General features: G+C 70.4%; 17 protein-coding genes and 1 other RNA gene. 8 read left to right on the top strand and 10 right to left on the bottom strand.

What is annotated here, in order from left to right:
* Nucleotides 1–2: 2 nt before the first annotated feature.
* Nucleotides 3–2,612, bottom strand: coding sequence for a multicopper oxidase domain-containing protein (locus tag ACNI14_RS12175; protein WP_420520310.1), 2,610 nt, complete (start codon nucleotides 2,610–2,612; stop codon nucleotides 3–5).
* A gap of 153 nt (nucleotides 2,613–2,765) precedes the next feature.
* On the opposite strand from ACNI14_RS12175, the gene ACNI14_RS12170 reads away from it, so the two are divergent.
* On the top strand, nucleotides 2,766–4,427 hold the full coding sequence (locus ACNI14_RS12170; protein ID WP_420520309.1) for a glycoside hydrolase family 13 protein: 1,662 nt from the start codon (nucleotides 2,766–2,768) through the stop codon (nucleotides 4,425–4,427).
* Nucleotides 4,428–4,455: 28 nt separating this feature from the next.
* Nucleotides 4,456–5,505, top strand: a complete 1,050-nt coding sequence (locus ACNI14_RS12165; protein WP_420520308.1) for a LacI family DNA-binding transcriptional regulator — start codon at nucleotides 4,456–4,458, stop codon at nucleotides 5,503–5,505.
* Here the strand turns inward: ACNI14_RS12165 and ACNI14_RS12160 are convergent.
* Genes ACNI14_RS12160 through ACNI14_RS12145 form a run of 4 tightly spaced genes read right to left on the bottom strand, consistent with a single transcriptional unit; the run spans nucleotide 5,448 to nucleotide 11,666 of the window.
* Complete coding sequence (locus ACNI14_RS12160; RefSeq protein ID WP_420520307.1) at nucleotides 5,448–6,413, bottom strand: hypothetical protein; 966 nt, start codon at nucleotides 6,411–6,413, stop codon at nucleotides 5,448–5,450. The two genes, ACNI14_RS12165 and ACNI14_RS12160, sit on opposite strands and share 58 nt — an antisense overlap.
* 33 nt (nucleotides 6,414–6,446) lie before the next feature.
* Complete coding sequence (locus tag ACNI14_RS12155; protein ID WP_420520306.1) at nucleotides 6,447–7,328, bottom strand: hypothetical protein; 882 nt, start codon at nucleotides 7,326–7,328, stop codon at nucleotides 6,447–6,449.
* Complete coding sequence (locus ACNI14_RS12150; protein WP_420520305.1) at nucleotides 7,325–10,321, bottom strand: bifunctional [glutamine synthetase] adenylyltransferase/[glutamine synthetase]-adenylyl-L-tyrosine phosphorylase; 2,997 nt, start codon at nucleotides 10,319–10,321, stop codon at nucleotides 7,325–7,327. The genes ACNI14_RS12155 and ACNI14_RS12150 overlap by 4 nt, the downstream gene beginning before the upstream one ends.
* Before the next feature lie 10 nt (nucleotides 10,322–10,331).
* Nucleotides 10,332–11,666 (bottom strand): glutamine synthetase family protein, encoded by a 1,335-nt coding sequence (locus ACNI14_RS12145; protein ID WP_420520304.1) that lies wholly within the window; start codon nucleotides 11,664–11,666, stop codon nucleotides 10,332–10,334.
* 74 nt (nucleotides 11,667–11,740) lie between these two features.
* Between ACNI14_RS12145 and ACNI14_RS12140 the strand changes: the two genes are divergently transcribed.
* Both ACNI14_RS12140 and panB read left to right on the top strand, forming a co-directional pair.
* On the top strand, nucleotides 11,741–13,387 hold the full coding sequence (locus ACNI14_RS12140) for an NAD+ synthase (RefSeq protein ID WP_420520303.1): 1,647 nt from the start codon (nucleotides 11,741–11,743) through the stop codon (nucleotides 13,385–13,387).
* Nucleotides 13,388–13,427: 40 nt separating this feature from the next.
* On the top strand, nucleotides 13,428–14,222 hold the full coding sequence (gene panB / locus ACNI14_RS12135) for a 3-methyl-2-oxobutanoate hydroxymethyltransferase (protein WP_420520302.1): 795 nt from the start codon (nucleotides 13,428–13,430) through the stop codon (nucleotides 14,220–14,222).
* A gap of 19 nt (nucleotides 14,223–14,241) precedes the next feature.
* Here the strand turns inward: panB and ACNI14_RS12130 are convergent, their stop codons facing one another.
* Entirely contained in the window at nucleotides 14,242–14,442 is a 201-nt protein-coding gene (locus ACNI14_RS12130) for an SPOR domain-containing protein (protein ID WP_420520301.1), read from the bottom strand.
* Nucleotides 14,443–14,473: 31 nt separating this feature from the next.
* Between ACNI14_RS12130 and map the strand changes: the two genes are divergently transcribed.
* Together map and ppgK are read left to right on the top strand one after the other, a co-directional pair.
* Nucleotides 14,474–15,355, top strand: a complete 882-nt coding sequence (map, locus tag ACNI14_RS12125; RefSeq protein ID WP_420520300.1) for a type I methionyl aminopeptidase — start codon at nucleotides 14,474–14,476, stop codon at nucleotides 15,353–15,355.
* Nucleotides 15,352–16,176 (top strand): polyphosphate--glucose phosphotransferase, encoded by an 825-nt coding sequence (gene ppgK / locus ACNI14_RS12120; protein WP_420520299.1) that lies wholly within the window; start codon nucleotides 15,352–15,354, stop codon nucleotides 16,174–16,176. The genes map and ppgK overlap by 4 nt, the downstream gene beginning before the upstream one ends.
* 10 nt (nucleotides 16,177–16,186) lie before the next feature.
* On the opposite strand, the gene ACNI14_RS12115 is transcribed toward ppgK, so the two are convergent.
* Complete coding sequence (locus tag ACNI14_RS12115; protein ID WP_420520298.1) at nucleotides 16,187–17,185, bottom strand: GmrSD restriction endonuclease domain-containing protein; 999 nt, start codon at nucleotides 17,183–17,185, stop codon at nucleotides 16,187–16,189.
* A gap of 79 nt (nucleotides 17,186–17,264) precedes the next feature.
* Nucleotides 17,265–18,695 carry an O-antigen ligase family protein gene (locus tag ACNI14_RS12110; protein ID WP_420520297.1) on the bottom strand — a complete coding sequence of 477 codons (1,431 nt, stop codon included), beginning with the start codon at nucleotides 18,693–18,695 and terminating at the stop codon, nucleotides 17,265–17,267.
* A gap of 186 nt (nucleotides 18,696–18,881) precedes the next feature.
* Between ACNI14_RS12110 and ACNI14_RS12105 the strand changes: the two genes are divergently transcribed.
* Nucleotides 18,882–19,772 carry an oxygenase MpaB family protein gene (locus ACNI14_RS12105; RefSeq protein WP_420520296.1) on the top strand — a complete coding sequence of 297 codons (891 nt, stop codon included), beginning with the start codon at nucleotides 18,882–18,884 and terminating at the stop codon, nucleotides 19,770–19,772.
* 73 nt (nucleotides 19,773–19,845) lie between these two features.
* On the opposite strand, the gene ACNI14_RS12100 is transcribed toward ACNI14_RS12105, so the two are convergent.
* Complete coding sequence (locus ACNI14_RS12100; protein WP_420520295.1) at nucleotides 19,846–21,123, bottom strand: LCP family protein; 1,278 nt, start codon at nucleotides 21,121–21,123, stop codon at nucleotides 19,846–19,848.
* A 62-nt stretch (nucleotides 21,124–21,185) separates the two neighbouring features.
* An RNA gene (gene rnpB, locus ACNI14_RS12095) (RNase P RNA component class A) lies at nucleotides 21,186–21,570 on the bottom strand.
* A 175-nt stretch (nucleotides 21,571–21,745) separates the two neighbouring features.
* Between rnpB and ACNI14_RS12090 the strand changes: the two genes are divergently transcribed.
* Nucleotides 21,746–22,498, top strand: a complete 753-nt coding sequence (locus ACNI14_RS12090) for a YaaA family protein (protein WP_420520294.1) — start codon at nucleotides 21,746–21,748, stop codon at nucleotides 22,496–22,498.
* Nucleotides 22,499–22,505 lie beyond the last annotated feature (7 nt).

Raw genomic sequence — 22,505 nt, 5'->3', positions numbered from 1 at the left:
GTTCATGGGTGGTTGGTGCGGACGTCGAACACACCGACCGCGCCACGTTCGGCGTCGACCATGATGTGAGAGACGAACGGGTAGTGGCCGGGCTCGGGGAACTCGAGCTCCACGAAGCCGCCCTGGCCCGGCTGCAGCGCGAGCGACTGGGCTCCGCCCGGACCCTCGGGTTGCCCAGGGCCGCCCAGCAGGTAGGCGCCCTCGCTGTAGACGGTGTCGAACTGGGCGCCCACGACGTGGAAGGAGCTCGCACGCGACGGACCCACGTCCACCACCCACACCCGCACCCGCTCCCCCGGCGCCGCAGGCAGCGGGTGGTCGCGGTACTGCGTGGCGTGGCCGTTGAACACGACCAGGTCCGGATCCTCACCCGCGATCTTGTCCGGATCCGCGGTGCCGCCCTGCTTTCCGAGGTACAGCTCGGACTGGACCATGACGTACTCCCGGTCGACAGGAGCGAGGTCGGGCGGGTCGATGATCACGGCCCCTGCCATGCCATTCGCGATGTGGAGCGACATGGGCGCCGTCGAGCAGTGATACATCCACGCGCCCGCGCGCTCGGCCACGAAGGCGTAGGTGAGCGACTCCCCTGGCTCGATGGTGCGCATGACCTCGTCGGGGGCGATCGCGCTCGCGTGGAAGTCGATCGAGTGGGCGATGTCGCCCTTGTTGATCAGGGTGATTTCGAAGGTGTCGCCCACCTTGCCGCGCAGCACCGGCGCGGGAGCCGCTCCTCCGAACGTCCACAGCCGCTGCTCGACACCGGGGGCCACCTCGGCGACGACGTCCTCGACCTCGAGCGTGACCCGGTGGACGGTTCCGGATGGCGCAGGCTCGATCGCGGCGGGGTGTGGTGGCGCGCTCGACGTGGCCTGCAGATCGACGCGATCGGCCGCGCCGCTCGCGCCGCCGGCATCAGCGCCCACGTCAGCGACGGGGCCGCGGAGGGGCCCCTCCCCCTCGACGTCGATTTCGAAGACCATCCCCATCTGGCGGTGCCCCGCGACCGAGCACCATCCGCTCAGGTCACGGCCCACCACTCCCACGTCAAGGCGCTCCGAGTCGCCAGGCGGGATCATCGCAGTGCGGTCGCCGCTGTCGAGCACCAGGTCGTGCGCCGTGTCGTCGCTGTTCACGACCAGCAGCACCAGCCGGTCTCCCGCCTCCACGGTGACGTCGCCGGGCGTGAACCTCATCTGCGTCGCCTCGACCTGGACCTCGACAGTGCGGCCCGTCGGCGTGGCATCGGCCGTCGCCGACGCTCCGAGCCCCGTGGACCCAGGGTCCGCCGCCACCGCGGCGGCACTGGTCATCACCAGCGCGAGCGCCGCCCCGACGGCGGCGCCCCGGCCGGGCAGCCGTGGCCGATCCGTCAGCGCCTGCGCGGGCACCACCCCGGCGTGCTGAGCCTCCGGCTCTCTTCTGGCCTTGTAGGACGTGCGCGCCGCGCTCGCGATCGCGGCAAGGGTCCACACGGCCGCGACGAGCGCCAGCACGGAGCCTCCGACCCTGACGAGGCTGGGCGTGGGAAGAATCCACAGCGCGACGCCCCCGTTGACGAGCACGAGCCGTGCGAGCGCGTGTCGCTCCACCGTGGCCCTGGACCGGCGCACCGCGTGCGGACCGCCGCCGAGCACCATCGGGATCAGGTGCGACAGCGCGCCGAGCAGCACCTGCGCCGCCCCGCCCACCACGAACGCGGCGATCACCCCGCCGAGACGCACCCGCGCGTCGTCCCAGCTGGGCGCGATCGCCACGACGACGGCCCACGTCACGGTGGCGCCGAACATCCAGGTCACCGCAGCCGCCAGCTGCCACGCCGCCACGCTGCCCGGTCGGCGCGCCTTGGCCGCATGAACCATGGCGCGCGCTGCGATCGCGATGCCGGCGGCGACGACTGCGATGCCGGCCGCCGCCGCGGGGCGAGCACCCGCGCCCACCATGGCGACGGACACCACGAGCCCCGCCGCCATGACGATCAGCCCCGCGCGGCCGTCGCGCACGCCGGTCTCGGGCATGCGCACAGCGAGCACGGTGGGCCACAGCGTGACGAGGGTGGCCACGACCGTGAGGGCGACCCATCCGAGAATCATCAGCGAGACGTGGGCCAGGTAGAGCCGCGCGGATGCCTCGACTGCGACGGTGCCCCGCGACAGCAGCACGCCGAACACCACCCCGACGACGAGGCTGCCAGCGGCCCCCACATAGGCCCACGTGGTCCAACCCAGGCGGTTCGACAGCGCACCACGGCCAGCGACGACGATCTCGACGGCGTGCCACGCGACCACCGCGCCGAGGACCGCGGCCCCGACGACGACGACCGTCTGCTCCGCCCGCGCGATACCCACGATGACTGCGATCGCTCCCACGGTGTGGCCGGTCAGCCGGGCCGCCTCACCACGTCGCCCCGTGGGCAACGGGCGCCGGCGCAGAGCCTGTGTGAAATGCGCGCTCCAGATGAGCATCGCGGCGGTGACCCCGCCGAGCATCAACAGATGCACCATCAGCCACTCGCTGGACGGGATCGCCCGGTGTGCGGCTGCGGCGACTGCCGCCGCGACCAGCCACGCGAACACGATCGCATGGACGCGCAGGTGCCAGCGCGCCCTCATATCGATGCTGTCGCCGAGTTCTTTTCCACGGAACCAGCGTAGAAATCCAAAGCCGCTCGCATGCGGGACGTACGTCCCCGGGACGGCCGCGCACCGGAAACGCTTGCATTCGCCGTATCGTTGGAGATAGGACCCCACCGACGAGGAGACCCGATGAGCAACGAGGCCATGACCGACCAGCCCAGCAGCGCCCCCGAGTGGTGGCGAACTGCGGTGATCTATCAGATCTATCCCCGCTCCTTCGCCGACGCCTCGGGCGACGGGATCGGTGACCTGGCAGGTGTCACATCGCGGCTGGAGGCGCTGGCGACGCTCGGCGTCGACGCGATCTGGCTGTCCCCGTTCTACGTCTCCCCTCAGCATGACGCGGGCTACGACGTCGCCGACTTCACCGACGTCGACCCCGTCTTCGGCACGCTCGAGGACTTTGACGCGATGCGCGAGCGAGCGCATGAGCTCGGACTGCGCGTGATCGTCGACATCGTGCCCAACCACACGTCGAGCGAGCACGCCTGGTTCCAGCAGGCGCTCGCATCGGCGCCCGGCAGCCCCGAGCGCGCGCGATACCTCTTCCGCGACGGCCGCGGCAGCGATGGGTCGGAGCCGCCCAACAACTGGCAGTCGGTGTTCGGCGGGTCCGCATGGAGCCGAGTGCACCGCGAGGACGGCGAGCCCGACCAGTGGTATCTGCACCTGTTCGATTCATCGCAGCCGGATCTGGACTGGACCAACGAGGAGGTCCGGGCCGAGTTCGATCGCATCCTGCGGTTCTGGCTCGACCGCGGGGTCGACGGCTTCCGCGTGGACGTCGCTCACGGACTCGCGAAGGAGGCGAACCTGCCCGACTTCGAGATCGACGACGACATCGATTCGATGGCCGGCGCGCAGACCGGTCACCCCGCATGGGCGCAGGACGGAGTCCACGAGATCTGGCGCCGCTGGCGCTCAGTGGTCGACGAGTACGGTGGCGACCGCATCCTGACGGCCGAGGCATGGGTCTCTCCGCTGTCGCGGATGGCCGAGTGGGTGCGGCCCGACGAGATGCACCAGGCTTTCAACTTCCCCTACCTCATGTCGCAGTGGGACTCCGCGGCGCTGCGCACTGTCATCGACGACTCGCTCGAGGCCTTCGCGGCGGTAGGAGCCCCCAGCACATGGGTGCTCTCCAACCACGACGTCGTGCGTCATCCGTCGCGGCTGTCGCTCACGGTACCCAACCCGCAAGGCCACGGCATCGGCCCCGACACCCCGGGGCTTCCCGACGCCGACACCGCGCTGTGGCGTGGACGTGCCGCAACGCAGCTGATGCTGGCGCTGCCGGGCTCCGCTTACCTCTACCAGGGCGAGGAGCTCGGCCTGCCCGAGGTCACCGACATCCCGGGCGACGCCCGCCAGGACCCGACGTGGCATCGCACCGGCGGGGAGCGCTATGGGCGCGACGGCTGCCGCGTGCCCATCCCGTGGTCCGCGGCCTCCCCTGCCTACGGCTTCTCGCCGACCGGCGAGACGTGGCTGCCCCAGCCGGCCGAGTGGGCCGGGCTGGCCCGTTCCGAGCAGGAGGGCGACGCAGAATCCACCCTCACCTTCTACCGGGTGGCGCTGCGGCTGCGGCGCGAGCACGGGCTCGCGACGGGCACCCTCACGTGGATCGAAGACCTTCCCACCGGCGTGCTGGGATTCACTGTGGGCGCTGTGACGGTGATCGCAAACGTCTCCGGGGACCCGCTCGACCTGCCAGAGGGCGAGAGCATTCTCACCTCTGGGCCCGCAGAGGGTACTCTGCCACCGGACACAACGGTGTGGATGCTGCGCTGACGCAGCGCCGAAGGGCCGAGGAGGGCCGATGACGAAGATCCAGAAGGTCGCTGACCTCGCGGGCGTCTCGACCGCCACAGTCTCGCGTGCCCTCGCGGGGAAGCCCTCCGTGTCACCGACGACTCGTGCGCGCGTCGAGACCGCCGCGCGCGAGCTCGGATACGTGGTCTCCGCCAGCGCCTCGAGCCTCGCGTCGGGCAAGACCCGCAACGTGGGCGTCGTGGTGCCCTTCTTCGACAGCTGGTTCTACGTGTCGGTGCTCAAGGGGATCCAGCGCGCCCTCGCGGACGCCGGCTACGACCTCACGCTCTACCACCTCGACCCTCACGTGGGCGAAGGCGGGCTCACTCAGGACAACCCGCGCCGGCGGCGGCTCTTCGACGAGTTCCTGCGCCGGGGCCGCGTCGACGCGCTCATCGCTGTGAGCCTCGAGCTCGACCAGGCGGAACTGGACAGCCTCACGGACATCGACAAGCCCGTCGTCGGCATCGGCGGCCCGCTGCCCGGCATTCAGACCCTGAGCCTGGACGACCACCAGGTGGCGAAGCTCGCGGTGGAGCACCTGCTCGCGCTCGGGCACCGCGACATAGCGCACATCGCCGGCGACCAGGACTTCGAGATCGACTTCCACCTGCCCGCACACCGGCGCCAAGGGTGGGAGAGCGCGTTGGCGGGCGCGGGCCTCGCCGCCCACCCGCTGCTGCTGCGCACTGCCGACTTCACCATCGCCGGCGGCTACGACACCACCCTGCAGCTGCTGGGCGACCCCAGGGTCCGCCCGACGGCGATCTTCTCCGCGTCCGACGAGATGGCGATCGGGGCGATGCTCGCGGCGCGCGACCTCGGACGGTCGGTGCCGGAGGATCTGTCGATCATCGGAATCGACGGGCACGAGCTCTCCGGATTCTTCGGTCTCACCACCGTGGATCAGTTCCCGGAGGTCCAGGGGCGCCACGCGGTGGAGATCCTTCTTCACCAGCTTGACGGCGACCGACCGGAGCCCGGCAACGAGGACCTTCCCTACGAGCTCGTGGTGCGGAAGTCGACGGCGCCGCCTCCGCCCGCGGCGCTCACCTGAGCAGACGCTGGCCCGGGCCCGCCCCCTTCGACCGCTTCCGTGTCCCTGGCGCCGGCAGCCCGCACCACACCCTTCCACAGCGCTGCGATCGCGACGCCGACCACACCGACGACCATGAGCAGCTCCGCGATCGGCGCGAGGGTGTCGCCGCCGAGCACCTGCTCGACGAGGATGCCCGTACCTCCGTCCCGGCCGCCGGGAAGCAGCGACGCGAGGGCCGCAGGCCCCGCGGCGCCCGCGATGAGCGCCAGCGCCACCAGGGAGCTTCCCACCGCCGCCAACGCCCACGGCCCGAAGGTCCGTCTGCGTGGCGCGAGTCCGATCCCGGCAGCGAGGGCGGTGATGCCGATCCACACGCCCCACGCAGCGAGGAACTGCATCGTGGCGTAGACGGAGCGCACGTCCTCGAAGGCCTGCTCGGAGATCGCCTCCACCGTCAGCACCGGAAGCGACACCGTGGGGAGCGCACCGCCGACGACGGGCACGTCGGCGAGCCGCGAGTTCACGCCCTGCGCGACGTCGATGCTGAGCACGAACGGGCCAGGTTCGCGTGCCGGATCCGCGACCTCCGCCACGAACCGGTCTCGGATGCGCTCACCGCCCTGGCTCATGAGGCCCGCGACCACGTCGGACGATGCGATGGCCTGCACCGCGTCCCGGATCTGCCGGTCCAGAACGATGAGGGCGGCCTGGGCCCGAGGATCCGACACCTCGTCGCGCAGTGACGCCACCACCTCGTCGGCGATCAGCTCGGATACCTGGGGCGAGGCGAAGGCGTTCTCGGCCAGCTGGTCGCCAGCAGTGCCGTCCTCGATGCTGCGCACCGCGTTGACACTGACGGCCCACGCGACGATGAATGTCGCGCCGATCGCCACCAGCGCGACTGCTCCCACCGCTCGTGCGTTCATGCTGGGGCCTCCCGCAACGTTGGTGGGATCAGGCTATCGCCGTCGCCTGCGCCCGCCGAGCACCGAGCCGAGCGCGGTCGCCACGAGCGCGGCGACCAAGGAGAGGCCGCCGATCCACAGCGACCGCTCCATGACGATCGTGGCGGCATCGACCGTCAGCACCTCACGCCACATCGTCGAGAGGGAACCGTCCGTGCCACCAGGCATGAAGGTCGTGATGGTCTCTGGACCGATCAGCGCGATGGCGCCACCGAAGGCCACGCACAGCAGGCCCAGGACCGTGAGCGCCTTGGCGATGAACCAGCGGCGACGCTGCGACACCAGGATCCCCAGCGCCAACAGCCCGACTCCCACCCACAGCCCCCACTGCTGGGCCCACACCGTTCGTTCGTAGGCGGTGCGCGCCTGCTCGAACTGCGCGGTGTCGAGGACCTCGATGTCGACGGGCGGCACGGCGATGTCCGGCACCGCCCCGCCGAGCCCCCCGAGCTCATCGATGCGCGCGTTCAAGGAGTCGCTGGCGTTGACTGTGATCACCAGCGGTGCGGGCTGGCGCAAGGAGTCCGTGAGCTGCTCGGTCACCTGAGCATGAGCGTCGTCGACCTGGTCGAGCACCATCGCCCGGAAGGCCTCGGTCTCGACCGCTCGCGAGATCGCCTCCTCCAGTTCGTCATCCAGACCCAGGGCGGACAGGTTCAGTCCCTGCTCGGCCAGCTGCGTCTGCGCCCTGCCCGACAGGTCGGAGGACAGCGACGCCATCACGTCCGGCGACTCCAAAGCGCGCTCCGTCATGCCGCGCACAGCCGTGCCGTCGTCGATCTGCCCCATGATGACTGACGCGATGGCCCACCACGCGATCATGAACGAGCCCACGAGGATGCAGATGGCCGACACCAGCGTGCGCATTGCGGTCATGCCCCACTCTCCCATCCGAAGAAGACTCTTTCGGTGACGGCGCGGGCGTGCCTGGCGGCTCGTCCGTAGCGATCTTGAAGCTCGGCACCGGTGTCGTCGACGTTCATGATCTCCGCGAGCTCCTTCAGGTCCCGGGCGTCGCCCGGGAGCACATCGGCGCTGCGGTCCCTGCCGCGCAGCGCGAGGGCGCCTCGCAGGTCGGTCGCGAGCACCCATGCCTCCTCGAGCGTATCCGCGTCGTCGCTGTCGATGAATCCGGCCTCGGCTGCCGCGCGGAGCGCGTCCACGGTCATGGTGGTGCGCAGTGCGGGGTGATCATGCGCGTGCTGGAGCTGGAGGAGCTGCACCGTCCATTCGACGTCCGCCAGTCCGCCCGGCCCCATCTTGAGGTGCCGGCGCGGGTCGACTCCCCGCGGAAGCCTCTCGGCCTCCATGCGCGCCTTGAGGGTCCGCATCTGCTTGAGCGCCGATGCGGACAGCTCCGCCGGGTACCGCACCTTGTCGATCATCTCGACGAACGCCTCGGTCAGCTCCCCGTCTCCCGCGCACGGACGCGCCCGCAGCAGCGCCTGCGCCTCCCACGGGTCGGACCAGCGTCCGTAGTACTCGGCCGTCGAGGCCAGCGACCGCGCGAGCGGACCATTGCGGCCCTCGGGTCGCAGCGCCGCATCGATCTCGAGCGGCGGCTGGGGGCCCACCTGCTTGAGCACGCGCTGGATCGTGCGCGCGATCTTGACCGCCATGTCCTGCGCGCCGGGCTCGGAGGAGTCGAAGACGAACTGCACGTCGGCGTCCGACTTGTAACCCATCTCGTTCCCGCCGTAGCGGCCCATCGCCACCACGATCATGGGCAGGCTGAGCGCCAGCTCGCCGTCCTCGCGCGCCACCATGGTCCGGGCGATGCGCATCGCCCCGCTGATGAGCACGTCCGCCGCGGCCGTCACGGACCGTGCGGCCTGGGCGGAGCCGACCAGGCCGAGGACGTCGGCCGCCGCGGTGCGGGCGAGCTCACGGCGCCGCAGTCCGCGCATGGCCGTCAACGACTGCTCCGGGTCGTCGGACCGCTTGAGGATGGCATCTGCCTCTCGCCACATACGGTCCCGGTCACGGGGCCGGAGCTCGGCATCGTCACCTAGCCAGGTGACTGACTCAGCCGATGCGAGCAGCGCTTCGGTGACATACCTCGAGGTGGACAGCAGCCGCGCGAGGCGTTCGGCGGCAGTGCCCGAGTCTCGCAGCAGCTTGAGGTACCACTGCGCGTCCGTGAGCTGCTCGGAGAGCTTGCGGAACGCCAGCAGTCCCGCATCCGGATCGCTGCCCTGCGCGAACCAACCGATCATCGCGGGCATCAACTGACGCTGGATCGCGGCGCGGCGCGACACCCCGTCGGTGAGCGCGACGATGTGACGCAGCGCCGCCTGCGGATCGTCGAACCCCACGGCCGCCAGGCGATCGCGTGCGGCGCCCTCGTCCAGCCGGGCCTCGTCCGCAGACATGCTCGCCACCAGCGGCAGGATGGGCCGGTAGAACATGTCGAGGTGCATGGCGCGCACATCGCGGCGAATGTCGTGCCAGACCTCCTCCATGTACTCGACGGTCGCGTAGCCCGATGCTCGCGCGAGAATGCGGCGGGACTCCTCGTCGGCGGGCATGAGGTGAGTGCGCTGCATGCGCCTCAGCTGGATACGGTGCTCCCAGACGCGTAGCTGCCGGTACGAGCGCTCCATCTTGGCCGCATCGGGCCTTCCGACATACCCGCCCTTGCGCAGCGCCTCCAGGGCTTCGAGCGTGGTGCGCGAACGCAGAGTCGGGTCGTGGCGTCCGTGCACCAGCTGCAGCAGCTGAATCGTGAACTCCACGTCGCGCAGGCCGCCGGGACCGAGCTTGAGCTGGCGATCGGCCTCCTGCGGGGGCACATGGTCCTCGACACGGCGGCGCATCGCCTGAGCGGACTGGACGAAGCCTTCGCGCTCGACCGCCTTCCACACCATCGGCGTCACAGCGTCCAAGTACATCTGGCCCACCTCGGGGTCGCCGGCAATGGGCCTCGCCTTCAGCAGCGCCTGAAACTCCCACGTGCTGGCCCAGCGCTCGTAGTACGCGCGGTGACCGGCCACCCCACGCACCAGTGCGCCGTCCTTGCCCTCGGGCCGCAGATTCGCGTCCACCTCCCACAGCGCCGCCTCGGCGCCGGCGCGGTCACACGCCCGCGAGGCCGCCGCCGCGAGCCGGGTCGCGACCTTCAGCGACAGCTGCTCATCCGCTCCCTCGGCGGGCTCCGCCACGAAGATGACGTCGACGTCAGAGATGTAGTTGAGCTCGCGTCCGCCGCACTTGCCCATGCCCACGATCGTGAGCCGGGTGGCGGCATGGTCCGGCTCGTCCGCGCGCGCGATGGCGATGCCGGCTTCGAGCGCGGCGCCGGCGAGGTCCGCGAGGGCCGCGCCCACGCGCGGCAGCAGCGACGGCGGAGACTTCGCGTACAGGTCCTCCGCCGCAATGCGCATGAGCACGCGCCGGTAGGCGATGCGCATCGCTTCCACGGCGTCGCCACCGCCGATGGCCGCGACCGGCACGGCATCATCAGGGTCCGCGCCCACGGCCTCCAGTAGCACCCGCCGCGAGTCGACCTCGGTGAAGGACTCGTCCTCGGGCCAGTCCGAGAAATCGTGAATGAACTCGGGATGGCGCACCAGGAAGTCCCCGAGAGCCACCGATCCACCGAGCAGGACTGCGAGGCGACCACCTGCGTGGGTCTCCTTCAACGCGGCGAGATCGTCGACGCACCCGGCGTCGCGCGCGGATTCGGCGAGCCTGAGGAGCTGCAGCAGCCCCGTGTCCGGGTCCGCGAGGTACGAGACTGCGACCGCGGGATCCGGGATCTCGACCCCGGTGATCTCGCCGATCTGGGCGATCATCTGCTCGGCGCGCGTCGCGTCGGCGACGCCCGCCCTGCGCAGCCGGGTGGCGAACGAGATCTCCCGCGTGCTCACTGCAGTCCCGTTACAGGACGGGCAGGTACTGCTCGAGCTCGTACGGCGTCACTTGCGCGCGGTACGACTCCCACTCGGCACGCTTGTTGCGCAGCACGAAGTCGAAGACCCTCTCGCCCAGAGTGTCGGCGACGAGCTCCGATCTCTCCATCACCTCGATGGCCTCGGACAGGGACGTGGGCAGCGCCTGGTATCCCATCGCCTTGCGCTCGGCGGGAGACAGCTCCCACACGTCGTCCTCGGCGCCTTCGGGGAGCTCGAGCTCCTCCTCGATGCCCTTGAGGCCCGCGGACAGCAGGACGGAGAACGCCAGGTACGGGTTCGCGGCGGAGTCGAGCGCGCGGTACTCGACGCGCGTGGACTGCCCCTTGCCGGGCTTGTGAGTCGGGATGCGCACCAGCGCCGAGCGGTTGTTCGAGCCCCAGGCCACGTACGACGGGGCCTCGGCTCCGCCCCACAGGCGCTTGTACGAGTTCACGTACTGGTTGGTGATGGCGCTGATCTCGGGCGCGTACTTGAGCAGACCCGCGATGAACTGGCGCGCGACCGTGGAGAGCTGGTGATCCGCTCCGGCCTCGTAGAACGCGTTGCGGTCGCCCTCGAACAGGCTCATGTGCGTGTGCATGCCGGAGCCGGGCCCGTTCACGAGCGGCTTGGGCATGAAGGAGGCGAACACGCCCTGCTCGAGCGCCACCTCCTTGATGACTGTGCGGAAGGTCATGATGTTGTCGGCCATGGTGAGAGCGTCCGCGTAGCGCAGGTCGATCTCGTTCTGACCCGGGCCGGCCTCGTGGTGCGAGAACTCCACGGAGATGCCCATGGACTCGAGCATGGTGATCGCCTCGCGGCGGAAGTTGTGTGCCGTGCCGCGCGGCACGTTGTCGAAGTAGCCGGCCTGGTCCACGGGCTTGGGCAGCTGACCGGGCTCGGGCCTCTCGAGCAGGTAGAACTCGATCTCGGGGTGCGTGTAGAACGTGAAGCCCAGCTCCGACGCGCGGTCGAGGTTGCGCTTGAGCACCTGGCGCGGATCCGACAGCGCGGGCTCGCCGTCCGGCGTCGCGATGTCGCAGAACATGCGCGCGACTCCGTGGCTCGCGCCACGCCACGGCAGGATCTGGAAGCTCGAGGGGTCGGGCTTGGCGAGCATGTCCGATTCCGACACTCGAGTCAGGCCCTCGATCGCGGATCCGTCGAAACCGATCCCCTCGCTGAAGGCGTTCTCGAGCTCGGCGGGCGCGATGGCCACCGACTTGAGGATCCCGAGCACGTCGGTGAACCACAGGCGGATGAACCGGATGTCCCGCTCCTCGACACTGCGGAGCACGTATTCCTGCTGCTTATCCATGTGCCCATCCTGCCTCAACTATGTGTCATTCGTGTCACGTGACCCGCAGCGTGGGTGCGCACTACGCTGACCGCATGCCGTCGATCCGCATCGCCCTTGCTCAGATCAACACTTGTGTGGGAGACATCCCTGGTAACGCGGCGCTTGTGAGCCGGGCGTGTCACGCGGCACGAGACGCCGGCGCGGACCTCGTGCTGTTCCCCGAGATGACCATCACGGGCTACCCGATCGAGGATCTGGCCCTGCGCGAGAGCTTTCAGCGCGCCGCCGAGCGCTCGGTGCAGCGCATCGCGGCGGACCTGGCCGAGCAGGGCTTGGGAGAGCTCACCGTGGTGCTGGGCACGCTGGGCGTGGCGCGCTCGGGCCGGCCCTTCAATCAGGCCGTGGTGATCCGCCACGGCGAGGTCACCGCCCGGTACAACAAGCACCACCTGCCCAACTACGGAGTGTTCGACGAACGCCGCATCTTCGCCGCGGGCGAGGACCGGTGCGTGGTGGAGGTGCAGGGCCGTCGCATCGGGGTCGTCATCTGCGAGGACATCTGGGCCGACGGTGGCCCCGTGGCGCAGATGGACGGTGCTGGGATCGACCTGCTGGCGGTCCTCAACGGCTCCCCGTTCGAGGAGGGCAAGGGTCACATCCGCACCGAGCTCGCGCAGCGGCGCGCGCGCGACGTCGGTGCTCCGGTGGCATACGTCAACCTGTGGGGCGGCCAGGACGACCTGGTCTTCGACGGCCACAGCTTCGTCGTCGGCGCCGACGGAGCCCCGGTCGCGTCCGCGCCCGGCTTCGCCGATGCCCTGGTCATCTGGGACCTGCCGGAGAAGACCGAGCCCGCCCGCGCATCGGCGCTTGCCGAATCCACCAGCGACGACGAGCAGGTCTACCGGGCCTGCGTCACGGGCCTGCGCGACTACGTCGTCAAGAACGGCTTCAGCTCGGTGGTGCTCGGGCTGTCGGGCGGGATCGACTCCGCGCTCACCGCCGCCATCGCCGCTGACGCGCTCGGCGGGGAGCACGTGGTCGGCGTCTCGATGCCGTCCTCGTTCTCGTCCGAGCACTCCAGAGACGACGCGGCGGACTTGGCCAAGCGCCTGGGCGCCGACTACCGCGTGCAGCCCATCGAGCGCATGGTCGACGCCTTCCAGCACGAGCTCGCGCTCGAGGGAGTCGCCGAGGAGAACCTGCAGGCTCGGGTCCGGGGCGTGATCCTGATGGCGATCTCCAATCGGGAGAACCACTTGGTCATCGCGCCCGGCAACAAGTCGGAACTCGCCACCGGCTACGCGACCATCTACGACGCGGGCAGCATCGGCGGCTTCGCGCCGCTCAAGGACGTCGACAAGTCGCGCGTCTGGGAGCTCGCCCGGTGGCGCAACGCCCACGCGCAGTCCCGTCAGGAGACGCCGCCCATCCCGGAGAACTCGATCGACAAGCCCCCCAGCGCCGAGCTGCGCCCCGGGCAGACGGATCAGGACTCGCTGCCCCCCTATGACGTGCTCGACGAGGTGCTCGACGCGTACGTCGAGCACGCAGAGGGTCGCGCGGAGCTGCTGGCCCGCGGGTTCGACGAGACCGTGGTCGACACGGTGCTCTCCCTCGTCGACCGCGCCGAGTGGAAGCGCCGGCAGTACCCCCCGGGTCCCAAGGTCACGGCGCTGGCCTTCGGCCGCGACCGGCGCCTGCCCATCACCAGCCGCTGGCGCGAGAACGCCGAGTAGCCCGGCCCACCGATCCCGGCCCTCGTCCTAGAGTGGGCATATGAAGCGCATCCATCACTTCAAGGAGATGAAGGCGCGCGGCGAGAAGATCACCATGCTCACCGCGTACGACTTCCCCACCGCCCGGGCCTTCGACGAGGCCGGCGTCGACATGCTGCTCGTCGGCGACTCTCTCGGCGACAACATGCTGGGGTACGACTCCACGGTTCCGCTCACTCTCGACGAGATGATCCCGTTCGCTCGGGCCGTGGCGAAGGCCACCAAGAACGCGTTCGTGGTCGCGGACCTGCCGTTCGGCACCTACGAGGTGTCGCCCGAGCAGGCGGTCGAGTCCTCGATCCGGATGATGAAGCTGTCCGGCGCTCAGGCGATCAAGTTCGAGGGCGGGCGCCGGATCGCGCGCCAGGTCAAGGCGGTGACCGATGCGGGCATTCCCTTCTGCGGCCACCTGGGCTTCACGCCCCAGTCGGAGAACGCGCTCGGCGGCCGCCGCATCCAGGGACGCGGCGACGGCGCCTACGACGAGCTGCTCGCCGATGCTCTCGCGCTGCAGGAGGCGGGAGCCTTCGCCGTGGTGCTCGAGATGGTGATCGCACCCGTGGCCGCCAAGGTGACGGCGGCGCTCGACATTCCGACCATCGGCATCGGCGCCGGTGCGGACACGGACGGCCAGGTGCTGGTGTGGCTCGACGCGCTCGGGGTGGGCGACTGGCATCCGTCTTTCTCGCGCCAGTTCGCCCAGGTCGGCACCGCGATGAGCGACGGCGCGGCAGCCTACGTCCGCGACGTCAAGGGCGGCGCCTTCCCGTCATCCGATCACACGTTCGACGAGTAGCGCGCGGGTGGGGCGTCGCTCAGCGGTCCCCCTCCCACTCCTCATCTGCCTCGTCCCAGGCCTCGGCTCTCTTCTGAGCCTTCGCGAGCGCGCGTTCGGCCTCCTCACGGGTCGCATACGGCCCCATCAGGTGCTCCCACGAACTGACTCTGCCCTTCTCCACCATCCTCGTGCGGGTGTTGAAGAAGTACTCGACCTCGCCGGTCTCATCCGGTGACATGCGCATCGCCTCCGTGAATAGACTGCCAGGTATGAGTGCGGTCCGCGAGAGCATCACGAAGGGTGTCGTGTCGCCGTTGCGCGCGGTGCCCAAGTCCATCTCTCGCCCCGAGTACGTGGGGCGTACGCGCGCGACCAAGTGGACGTCGGGCGACGTCCACGATCCGGAGCTGATCGAGCGCATCCGCGTGTCGGCACGGATCGCGGCGCAGGCGCTTGCCGAGGTGGGCCGGCACATCCGGCCGGGAGTCACGACGGACGAGCTGGACCGCATCGGCCACGAGTTCGTGCTGGACCACGGCGCCTACCCATCGACCCTCGGCTACCCGGGCGCCGCGGGACGGCCGCCGTTTCCCAAGGCGCTGTGCACCTCCGTCAACGAGGTGATCTGCCACGGCATCCCGGACTCGACCGTGGTGCGCGAGGGCGACATCGTGAAGATCGACATCACCGCATACAAGGACGGCGCGCACGGCGACAACTGCGGCTCCTTCATCGCGGGCGAGGGCACGGATCGTGCTCGTCAGCTCGTCGAGGTCACTCACGAGGCGATGATGCGCGGCATCAAGGCGGCCCGGCCGGGGCGCGAGGTGAATGTGATCGGCCGCGTAATCGAGAAGTACGCCACCCGGTTCGGCTTCGAGTCGGTGCGCAACTACACCGGCCATGGCGTGGGGCCGGCGTTCCACACCGGGCTGGTGATCCCCCACTACGACGCCGCACCCATGCACGCCGACGTCATCGAGACCGGCATGGTCTTCACCGTCGAGCCCATGCTGTGCATGGGCTCGGAGGTGAGCCACGAGTGGGACGACGGCTGGACCGTCGTCACCGACGACGGCTCGTGGGTCGCCCAGTTCGAGCACACGATCCTCATCACGGAAGACGGCCCGGAGGTCCTGACACTGCCATGAGCAAGCACATCGCACTCGGAGTCGACATCGGCGGCACCGGCATCAAGGCCGCGCCCGTCGACCTCCGCACCGGAGAGTTCACCGAAGAGCGCTACCGCATCCCCACCCCCGACCCGTCCACTCCCGATGCCATCGCGCGCACCGTGGCGAAGTGCATCTCCAAGTTCTCGCCGGGCAAGAAGATGCCGATCGGCGTCGCGTTCCCCGGCGTCGTGCAGAACGGCGTCGTCAAGACCGCCGCGAACGTCGACGACGCGTGGATCGGCACCAACATGCGCACGGTCATCCGCGACTACGCGGGCCACGATGTGTTCGTCATCAACGATGCGGATGCGGCCGGCTACGGCGAGTACATCCACGGCGCCGCGCACGGGCGCGAGGGCGTCATTCTCATGACCACCCTGGGCACGGGGATCGGCACGGCGCTCATCGTCGACGGCCAGCTCGTCCCCAACACAGAGTTCGGCCACGTCGAGATCGGCGGCCAGGAGGCCGAGGACTTCGCGGCAGAATCGGCCCGTGACCGCCTGGACCTCGACTGGGACGCGTGGACCAAGAACCTGCAGCGGTTCTACTCCGAGATGGAGAAGCTGGTCTGGCCCGACCTGATCATCGTCGGCGGGGGCATCTCGAAGTCGCACCACATGTTCCTCCCCAAGCTCACGCTGCGCGCTCCGATCGTGCCGGCGGAGCTGCGCAACGGTGCGGGGATCGTCGGCGCGGCCGCTTGGGCCGCCAACCTCCACAAGAGGGATGACAAGCGCCGCAAAGAAGACGAGAAGAAGGCCAAGAAGGCGGAGTCCAAGAAGAACAAGAAGTGATCGCGGTCCGCTACTCGCAGACCTCGCCGTCACCGTCCCCGTCGCGGTAGTAGTCGTACTCCGGGTCCACCCCTCGCACGTAGGGCCCGTATCCCTCGGCCTTCGCCGCCTTGCACGTGCCCAGGTCCGGATCGAGCGCGTCTTCACCGGTGGTCGCGCGGCTGGGGCTCGCCCGCGGGGTCGGCTCCGCATCGGGAGCCCGGCCCACGTTGTCGGCGATCACGGGCTGATCCCCTGGCCCGGGGAGCTCGTGTCCTGGGCACTGGTCGAGCACGCGCAGCATCGCGTCCAGCTCCGCCGCCGTGATCCACACGTCGTACTTCGCCTTCACCGCCGCCTGGCGAGCCACGTACTCGCAGCGATACCCCTGATGGGGCGGCAGCCATGTCGCCGCGTCGGAGTCGCCCTTGGCACGGTTCGCGCCCGCGTCCACCGGCTCCAGGTTGAGGGGGTCGTTGGCGAACGCCACGCGCTTGGCGAAGTCCCAGGTGGCGGCGCCCTTCTGCCACGCGTCCGAGAGCGCGACGAGGTGGTCGACGTCCACTTCGCTCGCGCCGCCGCGCACGAACCGCACGGTGGAGTCGGTGAAGGGGTCCGCGAGCGATCCCTCGAGCACCTTGCACTCCCCTGACATGACGCGGTCGGTGAGCCGCAGGCGCAGCATGTCGTTCCTGGTGTCGCAGCCATTGCGGTCCACGTCCACCCAGCCGTCGCCGAACTGTTCGCGCGAGTAGCCGGTCTTGGGCGCGCGGCCCTTCACGGTGAGGTCGCGCACGGCGGCCGATGCGGTCCCCACGGCCTCGGCCGACGCCGGGGCGGTCGTGTCGACAGCGGGTGCGGGGGCGGGCGTGGCCGTCGAGGTCGGTGTCGGAGAGGGCCTGTCGTCGACCCGTTCGCCATCGCCGGTGGACGCGGGCATACACGCGGCCATGGCCAGCGCGGCCGCGACGGCCACCACGCCCATCCGGGCGCGGACGAGCGCGTGTTCCTCTCGCAGTGTCCTCAGCACCCCGCGACCCTAGCCGCGGCGCCCTGCCCCATGGCGACGCCACTCCGCCGGACGCACTCCCGCGCCGTTCACGTGGTCGTCAGGAGCGTGTGCCGCGCCGGTGTCTCTTCTCTGACGCATCGATCCTGCTCGCCGTGCGCGCCTCGTCGGCTTCGCGCATGCGTGTGCCGAAGTGGACCAGTTGCGGGTCGACGATGGTCAGCGTGAACACAGGCGGACCCATGCAGAACAGGGCCACCAGCAGGAACCACCCACCCTCGACGAGCAGCCGGGACTCGGTCAGCGCCTGCAGGAGCAGCGCGACCGTCAGCAGCGCCCACCCCAGGGGCAGGTGGGTGTCGCCGCGGTCGGCACGCTCCACGAGCCGCCAGGCGCTGCCGAACAGCAGCACCACGATCCCGAACAGCAGCACCACGCCGATCAGCCCCAGCTGCAGCCACGCGTCGAGGAAGGCGTTGTGCGCGTGCGTGGGGCGCACCCATTCCAGACCCAGTCCGATCTCGGAGTACGGGTACTGCCAGATGGGCCAGTAGCCCACGTAGCCCCAGCCGTCTGGCCGCTGCACGGCGTAGTCGATCACCTCGTACCAGATCTGGGTGCGGTTGGTGAAGTCCGAGCCGCGTTCGAGCAGCGCGAAGAGCTCCTCGCGGTACTTGAGCGTGAGCACGGAGCCGATCGCGGCGCACGCGATGATCGTGAAGGACAGCACCCGTTTGCCGCGCGGCCGCAGCCGCCTGAGCACGTACGCGCCGACGGTCAAGGCGGCGAGCGCGACGATCGAGGCCGTGACGGTGGCGGACATCGTCAGCACGTGGACCGCACCGGCAGCACCGAGCGTGACCCATCCGTCGACCCTGCGAATGCGCCTGTCGAGCAGCAGCACGAACGCGACGATGCCCGCCAGCAGCGCGATGGCGCCGAAGGGATTGCGATTGCCCACGAAGCCCTGGATGGGGCCACCCTCGAGCAGCAAGTTGGCGGACCATGGCGATTGGATCGCTTCAGCGCCCCGGTTGGCCGCCAGCGCCTCGAGGTCGCCCGCCAGCGGCGGCACAGCGGCGCGCACCACGAACGCGACGACGAGCTCGAAGGCGATCCCGAGGAACAGGCTCACCTGGAGCCCCCGGTACAGGCGGACCATGAACTCCGTGTTGCTCGCGCCGCGCGCGGTGATGATGGCGATGGCCGTGGTCGCCACCAGCGCGACGACGGCCAGCGTGGTGACGGCGCGCGTGGCCGACCACACGACGCTCAGGGCGGCCAGTCCGACGAAGGCGCCGATCAGCAGCGGTGGCCGCATGGAGCGCAAGGAGGGCTTGAACACCACGAAGACGGCGACGATGGTCACCACCGACATCACTGCGAACGCAGGCAGGCCCAGCAGGTATCGGAAGCCCTGCCCGGAGACGAGCAGCACGATCGCCCCGATGGTGACCACCGCGCGCGCCCGCTCGCTGTCGAGCGCGCGGGACAGCGACGACGCGGCAGTCAGGCGCCTGGACGTGACCATGGGACCGCGCACTCTCCTTCTCGGGGGGACCCCCGCGCCGCCGTGACGCCCTCCTGCGGGCGACGCGGGTCCGTGGCGGCTCCCGTGCCATCGGGAGGGGCCGCGCGGAGCGCGTGGGATTTGATTCTAACGGCCGGTCAGGTCGAGGGCGGAATCGCGCGGCCGCGCGCGAACGTTGACTCTCACATGAGTGCCTCAGGACCGATCGCCAGCGTGCAGGCACGCGTGGGCCACGCGCTGTTCACCCGCATTGCGGGTCCCGACGGATACGAGGCGCGTGCGCGCATCCACGACACCCCTGGCGAGCGCTGGTTCGGCCCTCATGCGGCGATTCGGCGCGTCCACGGCGATGCGTCCACCTTCGTGGGAGGACTGCGCGCGCTCCTGCTGCAGTCGCTGCATCCCCTCGCGATGGCCGGCGTCGCTGGGCACTCGGGCTACCGGGGTGATCCGTGGGGGCGCCTGGCACGGACGTCCACGTTCCTCGCGTTCACGACGTTCGGGACCGCCGAGGACTCTCAAGCGATGATCGACCGGATCCGCGCTGTTCACGAGCGCGTCAAGGGCAAGACCTCGGACGGGCGCCCATACCGCGCCAGCGATCCGCGGCTGCTCACGTGGGTGCACATCGCCGAGGCCGATTCCTTCCTCAGCGCCTACCAGCGCTACGGCGAGAGGGAGCTGGGCCCCGGCGAGGCGGACGAGTACCTCGCGCAGTCGGGGCGGGTCGCGCTGGCTCTGGGTGCGGAGGACGTGCCGGTCACCACGGCGGAGCTGAAGCAGGCCTTCGACGACTACATGCCCGAGCTCGAGGCATCACCAGAGGCGCTCGACACCGCGCAGTTCCTGCTGCGCGAGCCGCCGCTGCCGCGACCAGTACGGCTCGGCTATGCGCCGCTCGCCGCCGGGGCGGTCGCGCTGCTGCCCGCGTGGGCCCGTCAGGAGCTCGGCCTCGAGCGCTGGTCCACGCGCGCCTTCGGCCCAGCCGGCGGCGCCCTCGCGACCCGCGCAGTGCGCTGGGGGCTGGGCTCCGCCGAATCGCGCGGTCACCTGCGGGACGCCTCGCGGACCGGCTGACCGGATGAGCCGCGCGCGACGAAACCAGCGCACCTGCTCGACCCGTGCATCGGCCGCGTGCACGCGAACCGCGCTACTGGACCCCGCCCACCTCGGTGCCGGGCTCGAAGGCGCCTGAGGCGATGTCGGCCCAGAACTGGTCGATCCGTTCCGGGTCGAGCAGCACCGTCGACCCCACTCCGGCGACGCTGTGGCCCATGCTCGCGATGGGCGGCGTGCCCGTCACGGCCTCTCCCCCGCGAGCAGAGTTGAATGTCAGGGCGAAGCCCGCGAGGTCGATCGGGCTGGTCTCCTCGGAGACGCGGAAGGCCTCGAGCCCCGCGCTCACCACCGGCAGACCGGTGAACGGGTTCAGCACGGTGCCGGGGCTGAGGACGTTGTCGGCCACTGCGCCCACCACCTGCTGCTGGCGCTGGACCCGGCCGATGTCGCCGAGCGGGTCGCTGTAGCGCATGCGGGCGAAGGCCAGCGCGGTCTGGCCGTCCGCGACGTGGCAGCCGGCCTCCCACTCCAGCCGGCTGCGGCGGTCGGAGACGTCCTCGTCGTAGCAGAGCTCCACGCCGCCCACCGCGTCGACGATCCCCTCGACTCCGCCGAAGCCCACCTCGAGGTAGTGGTCCACCGTCAGTCCCGACAGGCCTTCGACTGTCTCGACCAGCAGCGGCGCCCCGCCGAAGGCGAACGACGCGTTGATCTTGTTGCTGCCGTTGCCCGGGATCTCGACGTACGAGTCGCGGGGGATGCTGATGAGCGCGGTCGGCCCGCTCTCGGGCTTGTGCAGCAGCATGATGGTGTCCGTGCGCTGGCCCGGGGTGTCATTGCCGCCGTCCCAGCCCTCGCGAGAGTCGGAGCCCACGATCAGGTAGGTGCTGCCGGGAGTGTCGGCCGCGCCGCTGAGTGCGTCGACGCTCTGAATCTGGGAATCGACCCAGAAGTAGAGCCCGAGCGCGGCGACCAGCAGCAGCACCAACAGGGAGACCAGGATGGTGCGGCCGCGGTGACGCTTGCGACGCACCGGCGCGCGGCGCGGCTGCTCCACTGGGGCCGATGCGGGGGTGCGGGTCTGCGCCGGGCGGGGCGCACTGCGCGACTGGGGCGGGCGGTTGGAGGCCGGCGTGGCCGCGGCCCCGGACTGCGGCTGCCGGCCGGTTTGCGGCTGCCGACCCGACTGCGGCTCAGGTGCGCCCGCGGGGCGCGTGCTGCGTCGCTGGGGAACGCTTCCGGTCGTGGGGCGAGGCTGCCCCGCCGGGGGCCGAGCACCGCCGGGCTGGATGGACGGCGGCATGGGGCGCCGCTTGTCTCGCGGGCCAGATGCTCCGTTGCGCTCGCCGGCGCCGTCTTCGGGTCTCACTCGGAGAGGGTAACGCGTGCGCGCTCAGGGCGCGGCGATGCCGCGCTCGAATCGATGCGGTGCGGATGAGCTGGCCGATACGCCGGGTTCTGTCTGATGTGCGCCGCGTTGCCGCTGCGCACCGTGCGGCCATCCATCTAGGCCCTGGATTGCTCCAGGGCTCCAGCAGCCTACCCAGATGCTCGGGCGGGCCGCCCTCGAACGCATCCTGTTCGGCCTTGCTCCGGGTGGGGTTTACCGTGCCGCTCCTGTCACCAGTCGCGCGGTGAGCTCTTACCTCACCCTTTCACCCTTACCGCCCTGCGCCTTGCGGCACCGGGAGGCGGTTTGCTTTCTGTGGCACTTTCCCGCGGGTCACCCCGGGTGGCCGTTAGCCATCACCCTGCCCTGCGGAGCCCGGACGTTCCTCGGCGCCCCGAGGGGCGACGCGGCCGCCTGGCCAGCTCATCCGCGGCTCAAGACTACCCTCACGGGTGCCAGGGCGACCGACGAGCCGTCCCAACTGAGTGCGCGGCCCCTGGCTCGCGTTCACTCACCCAGGCCCCGCTGAGTTGATCCGGCCGTTGGGTCCATGTCGGCCGCGAGCACCGACCGGCGCCCGCACGCCCGTACCCTGGTGCCCGTGCTGATCCTGCTTCCCCCCTCCGAAGGAAAGACCGCCCCAGCCGAGGACGCCCCCGTGGATCTGGAGGCGCTCGCGCACCCTGCCCTCGCATCGGCCCGGCGGCGCGTGGGCGACACGCTCGCGAAGGTGAGCGGGCAGCGCAACGCCTTCGACGTGCTAGGGGTGGGCCCCGCGCTCGCCGATGACGTCGAGCGCAACCGCACCCTGTGGGAGAACCCGGCCGATGCTGCGGCGCGCGTCTACTCGGGCGTCCTCTACGACGCCGCCGGCATGGGCGGGTGGACCGAGGATGAGCTGAGCCGCGCCGCGGGGCGCGTCCGGATCGTATCCGCGCTGTGGGGCGCGGTCTCCCCCGCCGACCGGATCCCCGCCTACCGGCTGTCGATGTCGACCAGCCTGGGGCGCATCGGCCCGCTCGCGTCATACTGGCGTCAGCACCTCGCGGAGGAGCTGTCACACCTGGCAGATGGCCGCTTGGTGGTCGACTGTCGTAGCTCGTCGTATGTGGCGGCGTGGCGCCCCACTGGGGCGGACCACGTGGCGGTGCGGGTCGAGCGGGAGCTGCACGGACGCCGCACCGTGGTCAGCCACATGGCCAAGCACACTCGCGGCCTCCTGACGGGCGCCCTGGCGACGGCCGATGCGGTCCCTGAGTCCGCGGCCGACCTCGCCGACGCGGCGCGCGGCATTTCGGGGGTCACCGACGTGACGCTCGGGGCTCAGGAGATCACGCTTGTCGTCGCCGGCTGAGGGCGCC

It is taken from the genome of Demequina pilifera (assembly GCF_048814985.1).
GTDB lineage: Bacteria > Actinomycetota > Actinomycetes > Actinomycetales > Demequinaceae > Demequina.
Note: the sequence above shows the minus strand (reverse complement) of the source record. Positions and strands in the feature narration are given on the sequence as shown.